General features: G+C 42.1%; 17 protein-coding genes. 12 read left to right on the forward strand and 5 right to left on the reverse strand.

Features of this window, described 5'->3' with window-relative positions; genetic code table 11:
- Window positions 1-326: 326 nt before the first annotated feature.
- The 3 genes from WG989_RS11480 to WG989_RS11490 all read left to right on the forward strand — a co-directional run bounded on the left by WG989_RS11480 (window position 327) and on the right by WG989_RS11490 (window position 1,739).
- A complete protein-coding gene (locus tag WG989_RS11480; protein ID WP_340429530.1) occupies window positions 327-1,082 on the forward strand; it encodes a hypothetical protein in 756 nt (251 codons plus the stop codon).
- 259 nt (window positions 1,083-1,341) lie between these two features.
- A complete protein-coding gene (locus WG989_RS11485) occupies window positions 1,342-1,557 on the forward strand; it encodes a hypothetical protein (protein WP_340429531.1) in 216 nt (71 codons plus the stop codon).
- A gap of 8 nt (window positions 1,558-1,565) precedes the next feature.
- Window positions 1,566-1,739, forward strand: a complete 174-nt coding sequence (locus WG989_RS11490) for a hypothetical protein (protein WP_340429532.1) — start codon at window positions 1,566-1,568, stop codon at window positions 1,737-1,739.
- A 248-nt stretch (window positions 1,740-1,987) separates the two neighbouring features.
- On the opposite strand, the gene WG989_RS11495 is transcribed toward WG989_RS11490, so the two are convergent.
- A complete protein-coding gene (locus tag WG989_RS11495) occupies window positions 1,988-2,203 on the reverse strand; it encodes a hypothetical protein (protein WP_340429534.1) in 216 nt (71 codons plus the stop codon).
- Between the two features lie 290 nt (window positions 2,204-2,493).
- Here WG989_RS11495 and WG989_RS11500 point away from each other — a divergent pair, with 290 nt between their 5' ends.
- The 7 genes from WG989_RS11500 (at window position 2,494) to WG989_RS11530 (ending at window position 6,213) form a co-directional block, all read left to right on the forward strand.
- The gene (locus tag WG989_RS11500) at window positions 2,494-2,847 is read left to right on the forward strand and encodes a hypothetical protein (protein WP_340429535.1); all 354 of its coding nucleotides are present in this window, start codon (window positions 2,494-2,496) and stop codon (window positions 2,845-2,847) included.
- Between the two features lie 10 nt (window positions 2,848-2,857).
- The gene (locus tag WG989_RS11505) at window positions 2,858-3,520 is read left to right on the forward strand and encodes a hypothetical protein (protein WP_340429536.1); all 663 of its coding nucleotides are present in this window, start codon (window positions 2,858-2,860) and stop codon (window positions 3,518-3,520) included.
- Window positions 3,469-4,221, forward strand: coding sequence for a sensor histidine kinase (locus tag WG989_RS11510; RefSeq protein ID WP_340429538.1), 753 nt, complete (start codon window positions 3,469-3,471; stop codon window positions 4,219-4,221). Before WG989_RS11505 ends, WG989_RS11510 begins: the two co-directional genes overlap by 52 nt.
- Window positions 4,214-4,864: a response regulator transcription factor gene (locus WG989_RS11515; protein WP_340429540.1), complete on the forward strand. Its 651-nt coding sequence runs from the start codon at window positions 4,214-4,216 to the stop codon at window positions 4,862-4,864. The genes WG989_RS11510 and WG989_RS11515 overlap by 8 nt, the downstream gene beginning before the upstream one ends.
- Window positions 4,865-4,919: 55 nt before the next feature.
- A complete protein-coding gene (locus WG989_RS11520) occupies window positions 4,920-5,288 on the forward strand; it encodes a helix-turn-helix domain-containing protein (RefSeq protein WP_340429542.1) in 369 nt (122 codons plus the stop codon).
- Between the two features lie 115 nt (window positions 5,289-5,403).
- On the forward strand, window positions 5,404-5,823 hold the full coding sequence (locus tag WG989_RS11525) for a MauE/DoxX family redox-associated membrane protein (protein WP_340429544.1): 420 nt from the start codon (window positions 5,404-5,406) through the stop codon (window positions 5,821-5,823).
- Window positions 5,824-5,925: 102 nt separating this feature from the next.
- Entirely contained in the window at window positions 5,926-6,213 is a 288-nt protein-coding gene (locus tag WG989_RS11530) for a DUF6520 family protein (RefSeq protein WP_340429546.1), read from the forward strand.
- A 36-nt stretch (window positions 6,214-6,249) separates the two neighbouring features.
- On the opposite strand, the gene WG989_RS11535 is transcribed toward WG989_RS11530, so the two are convergent.
- The 4 genes from WG989_RS11535 to WG989_RS11550 all read right to left on the reverse strand — a co-directional run bounded on the left by WG989_RS11535 (window position 6,250) and on the right by WG989_RS11550 (window position 12,537).
- Complete coding sequence (locus WG989_RS11535; protein WP_340429547.1) at window positions 6,250-7,590, reverse strand: RagB/SusD family nutrient uptake outer membrane protein; 1,341 nt, start codon at window positions 7,588-7,590, stop codon at window positions 6,250-6,252.
- A gap of 15 nt (window positions 7,591-7,605) precedes the next feature.
- Complete coding sequence (locus WG989_RS11540; protein ID WP_340429548.1) at window positions 7,606-7,848, reverse strand: hypothetical protein; 243 nt, start codon at window positions 7,846-7,848, stop codon at window positions 7,606-7,608.
- Window positions 7,849-7,858: 10 nt separating this feature from the next.
- Window positions 7,859-11,044: a SusC/RagA family TonB-linked outer membrane protein gene (locus WG989_RS11545; RefSeq protein WP_340429550.1), complete on the reverse strand. Its 3,186-nt coding sequence runs from the start codon at window positions 11,042-11,044 to the stop codon at window positions 7,859-7,861.
- 242 nt (window positions 11,045-11,286) lie between these two features.
- On the reverse strand, window positions 11,287-12,537 hold the full coding sequence (locus tag WG989_RS11550; RefSeq protein WP_340429552.1) for a TlpA family protein disulfide reductase: 1,251 nt from the start codon (window positions 12,535-12,537) through the stop codon (window positions 11,287-11,289).
- 524 nt (window positions 12,538-13,061) lie between these two features.
- Between WG989_RS11550 and WG989_RS11555 the strand changes: the two genes are divergently transcribed.
- Window positions 13,062-13,625, forward strand: a complete 564-nt coding sequence (locus WG989_RS11555; RefSeq protein WP_340429553.1) for a helix-turn-helix domain-containing protein — start codon at window positions 13,062-13,064, stop codon at window positions 13,623-13,625.
- 76 nt (window positions 13,626-13,701) lie between these two features.
- Window positions 13,702-14,064 carry a hypothetical protein gene (locus WG989_RS11560; RefSeq protein WP_340429554.1) on the forward strand — a complete coding sequence of 121 codons (363 nt, stop codon included), beginning with the start codon at window positions 13,702-13,704 and terminating at the stop codon, window positions 14,062-14,064.
- Window positions 14,065-14,122: the final 58 nt, after the last annotated feature.

Here is a 14,122-nt window from a genome sequence, read left to right on the forward strand (position 1 = left end):
TTTGTGTTTTGTTGATATTGAAGCTGGCTTTATACAAGCTTTTCGGTGCTTCGGCTTTTCCTCTTTTTTAGAAGGCATTGAAGTGCCTTAATCTACGCTCTACATACGCTCTATATAGCTAGTATGTCCTTTCCGGCATAAATGTGCAAATAGTGATCAAAGAGGTCAAAAGTGGCATAAATGGCATAATGTGGCAAAAGCGGCCGGTTGATTTCCGATCGCTTTTTTGTGTTTGTAATCTTGTTGTGTCATTGCAATGAACAGGTTTTAAAAAAATGTACCTGTTTGAAACATTTTCCATTTTTTGAATTTAAACACAACAACCGATGGCACAACAAAAAGGAATCCTTCCACTGAAGGGTACAATCGGTAACATCAATTTCTACAAAACAAAGGACGGCTACTTAGCCCGTGAAAAAACGAGTATTACCAAAGAGCGGATTGCGAATGATCCTGCGTTTGCACGTACCCGTGAGAACGGTGCTGAGTTTGGCAGAGCCGGACAAGCCGGCAAAGTGTTACGCACTGCACTCCGTTCTTTATTATTAAACACAGCGGACAGTCGCATGCTGAGCCGGATGACAAGAGAGATGATGAAAGTGATCCAGGCCGATGCGATCAATGAACGTGGCATGCGTAACGTGATAGATGGCGAAGCAGAACTGCTCGAAGGCTTTGAGTTTAATGTGAACAGTAAGCTGGGTACTTCGTTGTTTGCTCCGTTTACAACGACCATTAATCGTGTAAGCGGTTTGCTGAGTATCAGCATTCCATCATTCGTTCCCGTAAACATGGTGGCAGCGCCAAGTGGTGCCACGCATTTCAAATTGGTTTCTGCCGGTGTAGAAATTGATTTTGAAAACAAGGCGTATGTGGTGGATGTAAGCAATGGCAGTTCGTTGCCGTTGGGTGCAACAGGTACCGCAGCGTTGACGCTTGATCACCAAGTAACAGCGAACAGCACAAAGCCTTTGTTTCTTGTATTTGGTATTGAGTTTTACCAAGAGGTGAACGGTAACCAATACTCGCTAAAGAACGGTGCGTTTAATGCGCTGGCGTTGGTTAAGGTCAGCGGAAGTTAAAGGCAAGACCAACAGGCAATGGGCAATTTGCAATTGGCAAAATTGAAAGCCGATAGTTGGTAGCCGATAGCCGATAGCCGGTAGTCTTTAGTCGTTAGTGAAAACAAGGGGCAGTCAATTCTTTCTTTGGCGGAGCCATATCCAAAGTTGGATTCAGCAATGATTTATTGCGTTAAAAAATATACTCCTGAACGGATAAGGAATTGTATTGCTCCTTGTTTTTTTTGAATTCATTTTTTCACAGTACAAATTCAAAACAATGAACAAGATTTTGAAACGTGCGAAACGGCCTACACCCCGTTTTTTTAAACAGGTACGAAATATTGGTGTAGCGCTGGCGGGTGTGAGTGCTGCGATCCTTGCCGCGCCTGTAGCACTACCTGCTGTGTTGATTAAGGTGGCGGGGTACCTGGCAGTAGCGGGTGCTGTTGCCGGGAGTGTGAGTCAAACGGCGGTAACGAATGAACGCAAGTAATTCCTCCTATGACAACCTCGTACTTTTTGAAAACAGGTACTGCCGGAGGAACGATCACGATTCTTTTTGCAAACATTCACTCAGATGATATCTATAAAACGATTGTGTTGGCTGCGATTGGTGCAGCGGTGAGTGTGAGTGTATCATTTTTGATGAAGAAGGTTTTTGAGAAGAAAAAGTGACGCCGGATTGAGAGCCCCGATTTTATATCGGGGCTTTTTTTTGTTGATGCAGGCTTCGCTTGGTATTTCTTTTGTCACTTTTTGCTTGTCCAAAAAGTAACCAAAAAAGACCCCGCCAACGGACACCCCTCGTTGGCGGATAGGACCTTGATTAAACTTTGGTACTACTGTCGCTTCGGCATTTGTATTAGCATGTGCACTCAGTAGTCAGCTTGAGTAAATACGGTTTGCTTGTTTTGACTGGGTTATTAAGATTGGAGGAAGTCTTTGATGAGGTCTTCTTCGATGCCGGTGAAGAGGGAGAATTCTTTGATGGTGATGAATTCATCTTTTGATTTGCCGAGGGCATCACGAATTTTTTGGATGAGTTTACGGGCGGTGCGGCCACGGCGGCCGGTGATGTTTTCTACATCTCTTGTGTAGAGTACAACACGTGTGGGTAAGCGGTTGGGTACTGTTTTCATAGTTTTTATTTTGTAACAACCATCCATGCCGGTTGCATGCTCTACCTCTAAACTAGCTCATGTGAAAAAATAATGCAACAGGGTTTACCTACTTGTACACATGTGTGAAAGTGATTATTTTACTTTTGGAATTTGCATGCATCCTTTGTAAAGTGGAGGGTATACCCTCTTGCAGCTGGAGGGTTTACCCTCCTTTTTTTGGAGGGTAAACATATTATTTTTGGAGGGTAAACCAGATTGTGCAGAAAAAAATAAATGTCGTGCTTCGTGGTTCACCAAATCTATATTTTATGAACCATTTTATTTCATTGCAAGAAGCCGTTGACATGACTACATTGTATCGCCAGGAGTATGAAAATATTCTGAAGCCTGTTTATCAGAATCAGAATATTCTGGCACGTTCAGAAGCATTTGACCGGGCAGCTTTTGATACGTTACTAGCAAAGAACGGTTGTGCAGGGTTACGCATTTACTATGGTATGGATGAGCAATTGAAAGTACATGCCATTATTGTGCCCATTGATGCGAACGGCAATGATATTTTGCCAGCGCAAAGTTTAACAGAAGAGGAGGGCGAAGATATTGCAGAGCGTGCTCTTCGCTGTCCGGATATATGCCCGGGCATGTCGCCACTAAATAGCTAATGATCGAACTATGGTATTTGAAACACATGTAGTTTTTAGTTTAACGGCAGGAGCCGGAGCATTGATTGGCTGGGTGAGAATTAAAAAAACTGACCCGGCCTATTTGCCTTTTATCGTTTTACTGACAGCGGGATTTTTGACAGAGCTTATAAGTCTTATTGTTCTGGCAAATGGGTACTCGAATGCCGTATATTATAACCTGTTTACATTGGCGGAGGCAATGCTTGTTACGCAATTGTTTTACCGGCTTGGTTTGTTTCGTACTAAAAAGCGGTACGTTCTGTTGCAATTATTTTATTTGCTTTTTTGGATGTGTGAAGGTTTTTATCATCGAAGCCTGGCGAGTATTCATTCTTATTTTATTGTGAGTTATTCGACGATTCTAGTTGTGCTTTCGATTGACTTATTACATGATGTATTATTCCAAACGCCTTATCAGTTATACCGCAATCCTGTTTTTCTTATTACGATGGGGCTTATTGTTTATTTTACCTACAGCATCATTGTAGAACTATTCTGGTTTTACGGACTTAATCAAAGCAGTGAGTTCAGAATAGGTATTTACGAGGTGTTTTCCTATATTAACCTTTTTACGAACATCCTTTTTATCCTAGCCACATTATGGATACCATTGAAACGAGAATATATACTGCGTTCATCATCGGCAGTGTAGTAATCGGTGCATTGTTCCTGTATTTTTTGGTTACGATGTTTCGGAACCATCGCAAACATTTCAGTATTCTGCGAAAGTACTATTTGAATGAAGTTGAGCTGCTTGAAGATGACCGTGGAAGAATAGCCCGAGATCTGCATGATGACCTAGGACCATTGGTTTCAGTAGCCAATCTATTAATCCGTAATTGTAAGGGAGCGGATGAAGAAGACCGGGAGTACCTCGCAAAAGCGGAGCAATCGTTGAACGAGTTAACAGTACGCTTCGGTGAAATTGCGAAGAACTTAGTACCCGGTGTATTAATAGGAAAGGGTTTGAAACCAGCCATTGATGAGTTTCTAAACAGGTATCGAACAGTGAGCAGCATTGAATTTTTATTTACGTGTCAACTAAAACAAGAGCCGGTTCATCATTTTGGGTTACATCTTTACCGGTTAGTGCAAGAGCTGGTGCATAATGCGATCAAGCATTCAAAGGCAAAAAAAGTTGAGCTACGTATTATTGAACGCAAGGGAATGATTCACTTGTTTTATTTTGATGATGGTGTTGGGCTAAGTACCAACATACAGAACGAGGGGTTGGGTATTCATAACATGCGCAGCCGGGCTACGATGTTGAATGGCGTGATGGAAGTAAATGAGAAAAGCGAACAAGGAACCACATTGTATTTTGCATTACCAATAAAACAACATTATGCGTGAACCAATAAAAATTGTGATTGCCGATGACCATTCATTGTTTAGAGAAGGCATTCAGTTAGTATTAAAAAAAGAAAAAAGTATTGAAATGATTGGCGAAGCGGCTGACGGTGAAGCATTGCTTCGATTAATCGATGAGACAGCACCAGATGTAGTAATTACAGATATTGATATGCCGGGAAAAAGTGGAATTGAAGTAACAAGAATTGTAAAACAACAACGACCGGAAACCGGCGTGCTTGCGTTGACGATGTTTGGTGAAGATCATTTGCTGGTGGACATGATGGATGCCGGGGCAAATGGTTACCTGTTAAAGAGCAGCCGGAAAGAAGAATTGCTGCAAGCCATCCAATCAGCCAGCGATGGGGGAACTTATTTTTGTGAGCAAACCAGTATACAACTGAGTAAAATGATTGCTGCAAGCAAGGCGCCAAAACGTGAAGCGCAACCTGAGTTTAGTGTTATTGAACTTGAAGTGATGCGGCTTATTTGTGAACAGCAATCGAATAAAGATATTTCGGAGGTAACCCAATTGGCTGTAAAGACTGTAGAAAAAATAAGAACAAAGATATTTGAGAAAACGGGTTCGTTGAATTTAGCAGGGGTAGTGATCTATGCTATCAGGCATGGTTACTATAAACCGTAATGTTTTTTTACGTTATTAATGATGCAGGAAGCAGTGGTGGTTTGTTTGCATCGATATGAAGAATACAAAAACCATTACGCTAAGCCGTGAAGAACGGAAAATGCTCCGGGCGATAAAAAGCCGTATGCGCAAAGCACCTGCTGCAGATTATGCCATCTACAAACTTGGTATTGAAACGGGGATGAACCGTATGAAACTTCATCAAGGTTTTTATTTCTTGTTTGGTATACACATTCATGAGTACCTGGTAGAACAACGATTAGCATTGGTTAAAAAACTGCTTCGTAAAACAACCCTTTCAGTAAAAGCCATCTCTATTCAAAGCGGTTTTAAGAACCGAAAATATTTCTTCCGTTTTTTTAAGCAAAAAACTTCCTTTACACCCATTGGGTACCGCAAGCACTGCAAGCAACGTGCTTCCTGATTGACGATAGTACACTTCTTTTTGACAATAGTACACTTGCTTTTTTTGCATTTGATTTTTTGATTTCAGAAATTTAGTCTTTGAAACAGTGGTTGGTTCATCTTAAACGAATAAGATGAAAAAGTTACCTGTTCTACAAATTATCTCAAGCCTGTTGATCTTGCTGTTTGCGTACACAGCTATCAGTAAGTTACTCGCTTACCCATCGTTTACCCGAACACTTACGGAATCACCACTGATTCATAATGGAGCAGGCACGATTGCATGGTTGCTACCCGCAGCCGAGTTGATCGTTGTTCTGCTCCTGTTTTTTCCTGCACTTCGAAAGACGGGTTTGTATGCAACTGCGGGCTTATTGTTCTTGTTTACCGTTTATCTCAGTTATATGGTTTTGTTTGTACCTCATTTGCCCTGCAGTTGTGGTGGTGTGTTACGAAGTATGAGTTGGCAGCAACACATATTTTTCAATTTATTTTTTCTTGGTTTAAGTGTGTTTGGTATTTACCTGCATGCCAGGCAGACAAACCATCAATAGATTGTTGTTTCGACTACCGGAGTACTACGGTAATGAGGAACAACAAAAAGGCGAAGCCGAAAACCTTGAACAGAGTAGGCACAATTTTAAAAATTACAGCATATGAAAAAGTTTTTATTGCCAATGTTTGCGATTTTATTAGCGGTTGGTTTCAGTGCATTTACACAACCTGAAAAAGTAAGGTACGATGATCCACTGTGGTATTATACCGGAGTTGATGATTCCGAGCATGGTAACCAGGAATTTTATGTACCATTAGAAGGGCAGGGTACTCAGGCAGGATGTCCTGGCGAAAGCATCGTTCGATGTGTAATTGCAGCGCCGGTTGATGGCATGACAGGAAAGCCTGATCTGAATAATATTTCAGCGTTTCCTTCCTTTAAGCCTTAAAGGAAAAACACCGCAGATGATGCGGTGTTTTTTTTGTTATGGGTTTTGAGGGATACCTGTCATTTGAATAACAAGATCCGGAATTTTATAGACGTAGCGATTGCTTCCGGGCAGTAATTCAATGATCTGATTATTTATGAGTCGTTTTATAGTGATTGCCGTTGCGGACGATTGGTTTAGCCTTCTTACATCGCTCCATCGAACACCACGAAGAACCAATTCTTTTCTACGCTCCTGTAAAATAATCGTAAGTGCTTCTTGTGCTGTTGCTGCAGTGAGTGGTGTAAATGTGCCACTCTTCCATCTTTTTATCAACAATTGATTTAAAGCGTTCATTGCATCGCTTGTATTACCGGCACGTGCCAGCAGTTCTGCTTTCATGAGATAGAGTTCTGCTGATGTGAAGCCATTAAACAATCGAACTGAGCCGTCGTAACTTCCCTTGAATGCGTAGCTGCCATCTGTATTGCGACGGAAGAATACTGTTTTTCTTTTATCGTTTGTGTTGTAAGCGTTGTATAAAACTGAATCCACTTTTGCGTTTGTAATGAGTGTGGTAACGGAGCCGAGGACTGAATGAAAAATCACTTCGGCATTAAACAGTGATATGGGGTTGGCAAGTGTTTCATTTAGTGTGTTGAAATCAAGTAAACTGTTGTGCGATTGCAGTGCCTGTTCTGTTATGGCAGATGCCTCCTGATATTTTTGCATGATGAGATATATCCTTGCCAACAATGTTAAGGCAGCCGCTTTTGAAGGACGTGTTTTCCATTCCTGTGTAACCGGTAATAGTTGCACTGCAGTTTTGAGATCATTGATAACCTGATCGTAGGATTGCTGAAGTGCAGCTCTTGTTGTGGGTTTATTAAAATCGGAATCAAGACGTAGTGGAATGCCGGGATCGTTTGCAGCCGTTGCAGCATTGTATGGCTTGGTAAACAATTGTAACAGATGATAAAATGCAAATGCACGATAGAACAATGCCTGGCCCTCTGCATTGTTAAGATCGGATTGTGAACCGTTGAGGCCTCCCTCTTTTTTTAATGCATCTAATACAACATTTGCTATGTACACATTTGTATACGTAAGTGACCATGCGTTGCGTTCGTTTTCGTTGAAAACATCTTCGGCCCAGATATATGCATTCCGCTCAGCAAGGGGGCGTACCTGCCACTGTGCTGTTGTGATATAATAATCATCGGAGCCAAGTTCTATTGCTGACGGCCAGGAGCCGTTGAGGGCTGTAGAATTGTCGAGGAGGGCCAATACCTCTTTTGCGGATGTTGGTATAGCCAGATCGGATGATGGTTTTTCATCCAGATATTTTTTACAAGAGAGTAAAGTGATACTTACTGCAAAAATTATAATGTATTTCATGACAATGATTTTTGTTTAACAAATTGAGAAAAGCTGCAAGCAGCTGTTTTTCTTTATTACTTTTTGCTTGTCCAAAAAGTAACTCCCGTTGAAGCGGGACAGGCAAAAAAAGACCCCGCCAACGGACACCCCTCGTTGGCGGATTGTACCTTGATTTAGCATTTGTACTGCTGTCGCTTTAACAATTGAAAGTGCATGTACATGATTTGTGTAGCCCGTTTGATTAATCGTTGGCATTCTGTTTTTTTGTTTCAACATGCGTAGTGTTTTAAAACGATGCTTTGATGCCGAAGGCTACACTGCGAGGTAAGGGGTAGCCGCCTGCGAAATAATCGGGATCGATATTTAATTTGTTTGCCCTCCAGATGATACCGAGGTTGTTGAAGTAGGTATAGCATTTCATTGTCTGCATCCATTTCCATTTTTGGCTTACCGGCAGATCATACGACAATGAAATATCCTGCAAGCGAATGTGATCGCCTTTTTCAACCTGTATTTCAGCTGAACGATATAAGGCATCACGATTGGAACCAGGATTTGGATAAATAAACGAAGGCACATTTGTTGTTACTTCATCGCCGGGTTTTTGCCAACGTTTTTCATAGTCGGGATGGGCAGCTGTGCCATTGAGCAACACTGAATAGTTAACTGTACTGCGCATAAAGGAGTAGCCCAATTTGTAAATCATATTGACAGAACAACTGAATTGTTTCCATCGAATCGTATTCATACACGAACCGAAGACAACCGGAACGGCTGATCCTTTGTATGCGAGTTCCTGAACCGGCGCATTCACCAGCGAATTGTAATTGGTACTGACATTGTTATTGAGGAAGCCCTGCGGATCGCCATTTGCCGGATTGAGCCCAGCCCAACGGTAGGCGTAGATACTATACAGGTGGCTACCAGTTACCGGACTAATACTAAGACCTTGGTTGATAAAGGTGCCGGCACTTACCGAAGCCACTCTAAAGTTTTTCACTTTTGATTCAACATAATTTGCAATGAGTGCAGTTGACCATTGCACAACTCCCACGGTATTTCTGCTGGTTACATTCAGTTCAATGCCCTGACCTTGCATTGATGCAACATTGCCCTTGTATGAAAATGTAGCATTTGTTTGTACGCCAGTAGTTGGATCAATTGGAGCAAAGCCTATGAGATCGACGCCTTGTTTGCTGAACCATTCAATGCTTCCTTTTATTCTATCGGCTTTCGATGCGAAATCGATACCGATGTTGATTGTTTTTGTTTGCTCCCAACGTAAAGAAGGATTGGGAATGTTTTGAATGGTTGCATACGGAAGCTGCGTAAACAATGCTCTTGTGGCATAGCGAATTGTTGTAACGGCTGCCATTGAATTGTCGACATTTCCATTTACACCATAGGTAGCCCTGAGTTTGAGATAGGGCAATGCAGCAGCATGATAAAACGATTCTTTGCTAATGATCCATGCAAAGCCCGATGACCATAACGGTACGCCTTTACGGTTTGTGGTAACACCAAAAATATTGGACGCATCTTTTCTTGCACTGAAGGAGAGAATGTATTTATTATCCCGTGTGTAGGCAGCATTTGCATAGGCAGAAATAAAACGGAATATCTCTGTTGAAAAGGAACTGTTGTTGGGAATGGGCTGTTGGCTCCTGAGGTTATTGTAGAGCTGAAAATTGTCGGCGAAGTTTACATTGGTAAATGTTTGATTTTCGGGGTCATAACCAAATACCCGGTATGAAGATGAAGTTGCTTTTGTTTGGCGCACTTCAGCACCTGCAATGGCTACCACTTCGTTACGATTTTTCCAATTTAATGACAGGTTGTTTTGGAGCCTTGCTGTATTTGCAATTGTAGCGGAGATGTTTTGATCGAAAATGCTACCTGCCGGAATATTAAACTTCTGTGTTGACCTGCTGTAGTAGAGATTGATGAGGTTGCGTGTGAAATATGTGTTTTCGTTAAACAGATTTTGCTGCAGGTTTTCCTGTTTCTGCAGTTGCCATGTTAGCGTTGTATTAAGGAAGCGGGTCCATTTTATTTCGGATTGAAGGTTGTACCTGTACTCGTTTGCTGTAAGCCGGTTATTGGCTTCCTGTAATTCCTGTAAGGGGCTGTATTTCCAATTTAAGAGTGTGCCAGCGCCGGCAGTATCAACAAAGGTTGAACGATAGTCTTTCGGTATTGATAAGGCCATTCCATTTTCATCGACCAGTTTTGAGTAGGGATACAAACCCGGCGTTGCTACAGGCACCATATTGATGGCAGGATTTGCGGAGAAATTTTTTGCCTGTACTGTTTGCAAACCAAGTGTAAGTTGAAACCAATGAACAGGTTTCACTGTGAAAAGCGACCGAAGTGTTAAGCGGCTAGTTTGATTGCGGCGGAGGTTTGCGTTGTTGTGATCGTAACCCAGTGACAGGATGTAATTAAAATTGGCAGCGCCGCCGGTATAGCTAACGGCATGTTGCGAAGAAACGGCAGGTTGATAAAAATGTTGAAGCAAATCGTTGCGAACATCGTTTTGCTTAAAGTTATTCAATTGCTGTTGTGCCTGCTGTTGAGTAATGGCACCAAGACGTTGTGCAGCGAGTATTTCCACGACAGGTGACACTACTGGATAATTTAACGTGTTTGAAAGGGCTGCATTGTAGTGATTGTTATTGAACAACATTTCTTCAATGCCGATATATGCTTCCGATGATAATTGCGGAGCATAAAACAAATCGGGTTTTTGAGTGATGGTGGTATTGGTATTGAATTGTAAAACGGGTTTTTGATTAAAGCGGCCTTTTTTTGTTGTAACTACAATTACACCGTTGGCTGCTCTTGCTCCCCAAACAGACGCTGCTGCTGCATCTTTGAGGATGGTGATGTTTTCGATATCGTTTGGATTAATGTTTTCGATATCGGCTTCGTAGGGTACATTGTCGACAATGATCATGGGGGCGGCATTGCCAAGGAATGTACTGCGGCCACGGATGGTGAGTGGCTCGGCGGCTCCCCGCCTGTTGTCGAAATAAACTGAGCTAACCCCTTCGAGGCGTTCGAGCAGGTTGGTGCTTACACGTCGATTGATGAGTTCGGCATTGATGATTTCAAAGGAACCGGTGGCTCTTTCTTTTGGTAGTTTCTGAAAGCCACTGCTTACAATTACCTCTGACAGTTCGTTTGGTTTTTTTTGCAGGCGAACGGTAAGCAAGCCCCGTTCGTTGTTGGGTGTTTCTTTGCTAAAATAGCCTACAGCAGAAACAAGGATGGTATCGGTTAGCCGAGAGGATGGGAAGTAGAAAGCGCCATCGGCATCGGTTTGTGTGGTGAGGCCGTTGCTTTTTATTGTAACTGTTGCGCCGAAGACGGGATCGTTCTCCGTGTTGAGCACGGTGCCACGGATGGAGATTGGCTGGCACATGGTGAAGAAAGGGCAGATGCATGTGAGGAGGATGATTATTTTTTTCATGATGCAGTTTTTTGTTAGGAGATAGTTGTGAGTGGTGAGTGGTTAGTGGTGAGGTTCATAGTTCATAGTTGATAGTTGATTGTTGATAGCCAATAGTTGATAGCCAATAGTTGATAGTAGTTAGTAGAAAGACCGGCCCTTAGACAAGGGCTGGTGGCATGAGAAAAACTAACCTAACTGTAACCGGTTTACACAGGATTTTTGGGTTTTAAGGGAAAGAGCATTTCTTTTGACATGGTGTGTTATTTTTTGGAGAGGACAAATACTTCGATTTCACGTTCTACTTGCACGAGTTCCATTGCGTAGTTGTTTAGTTCTTTTTTGAGCTGATTGATGTTGCGTAATGCTGCGTATGAAAGTGTGAGACTTACCTTGCCTTCAATGCCTGTTTCATCAATGATAATGGGCATGCCGGTGCCTTCGGTGTAGCTGCTGTTGAGTGTTTCGATAAGGTATGCAAGTGGTTTGAGCATGCATTCCCAATAGAGTGACCTGTCGGCAATTTTGTTTGCATCGGGGTATTGCGCCAACAGCGATCTTGTTTGCGCTGTGGACTTGAGGGCATAGCAATTGAGTTTTCTTTTTTCCATGCGGCCGTAATAACCGAGGTAGCGATTGAAATCGGTGGCCATGAGTTCGGTTATTTTTTCGGGAGTTGTGTTTTCGGGTACGGTAAGTTCGTACGTGAATACGAGGTTGTTTTTTTCTTCTTCTGTTGTTGTGGGATACAGTACTACTGATTTTGGGTTAATGTTTTCGATGATGACGTGGTTGGGCGGAAACCTGTATGCGGCTGCATACAATGAAAGCGGAGGCCTGTTGATGAAATAGTATTTTACGTAGCCATTGAGTTTTTGTTTGCCACTGCTGCCACCTCTGCCAAGCAAGCGACCTGCCCATTGGCTACGATAAAGCAGGGATGCGGAATCGTGATTGTTTGTGTTCATGAATAACGGTTGCGTATAATCGAAGGGAGGCGGATCGGATTTGAAGCGGAGGTTTGGTTTATTGCCAGCGAACCATGTTTGGAGAATACTATCGTTTACCAAGCCACCTGCTGTGATGGCTTCAATTTTACCACCGGGTGCTATCCAAACCTGATGGGGGAGGTAGCGGTAGGGAAAGAACTGACGCAGGAGCCGATCATCGGTAATAAAGGGAAGCGAAAGGGTTTTGAGTGTTTTGCGTTTATCGATGAATGCCTTTACCTGTTGTTTTGGTTCGGGAGCCACCATGATGATGGTGAGGTTGTTTTTGTGTTGGCGCCAGAGCCTATCCAATGGCATTGTTTCTTTAATACAAGCCGTACACCAAGTGGCCCAGAAATCGAGGATGATAAAACGGTTGGTGTTTTGCTGCAGGTGGGGTGCGGCCTGCGCCTGCAAGTAGTTCCAAACGATTGGCGGCAGTGTATCGCCAATGGTGAGCGGTTTGTTTTGTGCGAACATGAGCGAGGGGCAAAGCAATGCCAGGCAAAGAATGAGTTGTTTCATTTTTGCGAAATGGTTTAGGTGTTAGCAGCTGCTACCTCGCTAACGAGGGTAAAGTGCAGCAGCAAACGGGTGATTAAATGACCGGGAAGTTTGTAAGGCAGGAAAGGATGTAAGCAATATGATTCTCTGTCAGCCGTGATCTTGTGGCTTACAGATAAACTTTGTTAACAGCAAGTAGATGGCGATATGTAAACTAAGTGCTCTCATTAAACGTAGAGAGTCTGCAATGGGAAGTAAGCCGTAAAATGTGGGCCCTACTTTCTTCCACTCACTCGATTTGACAGCCAAGAAAAGTGGAATAACGGTAAGGCCCACATCAAACTTAGGATAAAAAGCTTATCCATAGAAGATATGGGCATTTACTTACCGTCTCGTTTTCTTGGCTGTCAAACTTTGAGTAACGAGACTCTTTTATAGTATTTGCCTATGTTCTATTTAATTCGAATGTGAAAATAATAGAGATCATTGGAATTACAAAATATTTTGAATAATTTTTAGGACAACATGTTTTCTCCCTTTGGGAGATGGCAAAGGCAAAAAGAAAAATTACATCTAAGCAATTAAAGGCTCGACTAACAAGGTTGATGAAAATTGCTGGGCTAGAAGTTTCTGGATTTGCAGAGTTTACAAATATATCCGAAAGCCATGTTTATGCGCTTCTAAATGGAACTAGAGAGATAACCGAAGATATTAGCGAAAAAATCTCAGACAAGTTTGGAATCCAACCGCAACAGCTTTTAAGTAGTAGATTCAAATTAACAGAAGAGTTGCGAGGTGTTCCTTTATTAAAGAAATTCTATTCGGACGAAAAGCAAACCCAAAGCTATTTCATTCAAACTAAAAGTGACAGGAAGGCTTCTTTTTATATTGAGACCGAATTATTGAACAATGGCTTTTTTGACAAGCCTGTATACGTTAGTGATGTGAGGAGTGCGTGTCACAAAAAGAAAAAGCACTATACAAGCAAGCAGATATCACAGATTTTGAATTACATGGCCGATCGGAAAATCCTAAAAAGAAAAAAGAAACCAATAATATTAGTCAATGGTAAAACTGGTAAAAGAATGGTCGATGTCTTTTACAAATAATAGGTAGTCCGAGAAAAGGGCGTTTTCACGCTTGTATATCTAAATTCTTTTTTGCATATTGGCAAAAAACTAATTTATGAGAACACTGATAATCCCACTGTTCCTGTTATTTGCAGCGGCCAACAGCTATTCTCAAACAACTATTCCTCTTGAAGATGTGAGTAAACACATAGGTGATAGTGTTACTGTTTGCGGTAAAGTGAGCGGTGCCCGGTTTTTAGAACAAGCCAAGGGAACGCCCACATTTTTAAATATCGGGCAGGTTTTCCCCAACAATACCTTAACGATCGTGATCTGGAGCGATGTTAGGAAGCAATTTGAAACGACGCCGGAAGTGTTGTTTAAGGATAAAGAGGTATGCGTTACCGGTAGGATTGAATTATTTCGGGAAAGGCCGCAGATTGTTTTAAGGAGGAAGGAGGATGTGAGAATTTATTAATAGGGTTGTATCGAATAGATAAATTAATAACTCTCGTTTGTTACTGAACTATATTAAA

The organism is Lacibacter sp. H407 (assembly GCF_037892605.1).
In the GTDB taxonomy this organism is placed as follows: Bacteria; Bacteroidota; Bacteroidia; order Chitinophagales; family Chitinophagaceae; genus Lacibacter.